This window comes from Faecalitalea cylindroides ATCC 27803 (assembly GCF_000469305.1).
Lineage (GTDB): Bacteria > Bacillota_I > Bacilli_A > Erysipelotrichales > Erysipelotrichaceae > Faecalitalea > Faecalitalea cylindroides.
The window spans coordinates 1-2,503 of record NZ_KI271031.1; the positions used below are offsets into that span (position 1 = coordinate 1).

Consider the following 2,503-nt stretch of genomic DNA (forward strand, 5'->3'; position numbering starts at 1 on the left):
GATGCTAATTACGATGGGGTATGGGGACACAGCAATTTGACCTTGAAAAATGGTTGGCATACCGGACGTTCCAATTTTACCAATCTTAAGGCTATTGGCTCATACTCAGGCAATGTTGCTTATTGTATTGAGCCGGGAATTTCGCTCAAGGTCGGTCAGACAATGAATAAGTATGACGAAAATTATTTTAATAACCTTGCATCCAATGGGGTTATTTCCGGAGATGAAATCCGTCTTTTCGTTGGTCGTATTTTACAGTATGGCTATCGTGGGACAATCTCGACATCTTGGAGGTCACAGAATGAAGCAGCAGCAAACAGCATTGCACAGGCTTATGCCACACAGCTTCTTATCTGGGAAACTGTTATCGGAGAGCGTGATGTGAACTTCAATCATGTATCAGCCAGTGGTTGCAGCAATGTGAAAGATGTCATCAATGCAAGGCATCCGCTCCGCAATAAGATTTTCAGTTATTACAACAGTATGGTGCAGAGTGTACAGAACCATGCGACCATACCAAGCTTTTGTAATAAATCATCCGGTTCGGCAAAGACAATAGAACTTGAGTGGAATGGAAGTAAGTACACAACTACCCTGACAGACTCAAACAATGTGCTGTCCAAATATAATTTCAAGGCAAGTATCAGTGGAGTGAACTTTTCAGTGAATGGTAACAAACTTACTGTTTCTATGGATACTGCACCGAGTAAGGAATTTACCATTACCGCAACGAAGAAAAATGCAGTCCGCAGAGGTGTGGTTGTATGGTCAGAGGGTAAACATGGTCAGAACTCCAGTGTGCAGGATGTTGTCAGCTATGCTCAGGAAGTAAGCGACAGTATCAACGGTTATGTGAAAATGAAAGTCAGCTATGGCTCTTGTCAGATTGTAAAGACCAGTGAGGACGGCAAGGTTGACGGTATTAACTTCACAATTACCGGAAACGGTATCAATCAGACGGTTACAACAGCCAATGGCGGTAAGTTCCAGATTGATAATCTTATGCCGGGTATCTATACTGTAACCGAGCAGGCATACGATAAGTACGAGCCGCAGGAAACACATAGAGTTACTGTTGTAGCAGGACAGATTGCAAAGGTCACTTTCAATAACAAATTGAAGCGTGGCGACCTTCAGGTAGTGAAGTCCTCAGAAGATAACCTTGTTGAAGGTGTGAAGTTCCATCTTTTCGGTACTTCTCTTTCCGGTGATGCTGTTGACCAGTATGCAGTTACAGACAAAAACGGTGTGGCAACTTTCAAAGATGTGCTTATCAGTGGTTCTGAACCATATACACTTGAAGAAGTAGACACAGCTATCCGTTATGTCGTACCGAAAAATCAGACTGTACCAGTGAAGTGGAAAGAAGTAACCACAAGAAACTTCAATAACATTTTGAAGAAATTTACTGTAACAGTCACAAAGAGCGACGCTGAGAAAGGCGAAGCACAGGGCAATGCCAAACTTTCGGGAGCAGTTTACGGTATCTATAAGGGCGAAACGCTTGTAGATAAGTATGTTACTGATGAAAACGGTCAGTTCACTACTAAAGAATATGTTTGTGATACCGACTGGACAATCCGAGAAATCACACCGTCAGAGGGATATTTGCTTGATAAGACTATCCATGAAGTAGGTGCAGACCCGAAACTTTATGAGGTGGAACACAACCTTACTTCCAATGATGTAACCGAGCAGGTAATCAAAGGCAATGTGGCTATCATCAAACATACCGATGACGGAGAAACAAAGATTGAAACACCTGAAAAGGGTGCTTCCTTTGAGATTTATTTGAAATCTGCCGGAAGCTATGACGCAGCCAATAAAGACGAGAGAGATACCATTGTTTGCGATGAAAATGGCTTCGGTCAGACAAAAGATATGCCGTATGGTATTTATACCGTACACCAGACTTCTGGTTGGGAAGGCAGAGAGATGATGGATGATTTTGATGTGTTCATTTCACAGAACGCACAGACTTATCGTTATCTCATCAATAACCGTAACTTCGAGAGCTTTGTCAATGTAGTTAAGGTGGACGCAGAAAGCGGAAAGAGTATTCCGTATGCAGGAGCAGGATTTAAGATTTACGACCCGCAGGGTAATCAGGTCAAAATGACCTTTACTTATCCGACACCGACCACGATTGATGTGTTCTATACCGATGCAAATGGTTCTCTTGTCACACCTGAGAAACTGGATTACGGCAAGGGGTATTCTATCGTAGAGGTACAAGCTCCATACGGATATGTACTTGATGATACTCCGGTATATTTTGATATTACCGAAGAAAATTCCACAGAGGAAGGTGGCGTAACTGTTGTGAAAGTCAATAAGCCGAATATGGCACAGAAAGGTACTATCACGGTTGAAAAAACCGGAGAAGTATTTAGTGGTGTCAATGTAAGTGGTTCTGAGGACAGTGATGTTATTTATCAGCCTGTTTATGAAGTGACAGGACTTGAGGGAGCAGTTTATGAAGTCCGTGCTGCGGAAGATATTA

Annotated in this window: 1 protein-coding gene; it reads left to right on the forward strand. The window is 42.5% G+C overall.

The genetic code is table 11. The annotated features are described in order from the left end of the window. A partial coding sequence (locus HMPREF0367_RS07765; RefSeq protein WP_035403017.1) for a SpaA isopeptide-forming pilin-related protein occupies nt 1-2,503 on the forward strand: 2,503 nt, incomplete at both ends.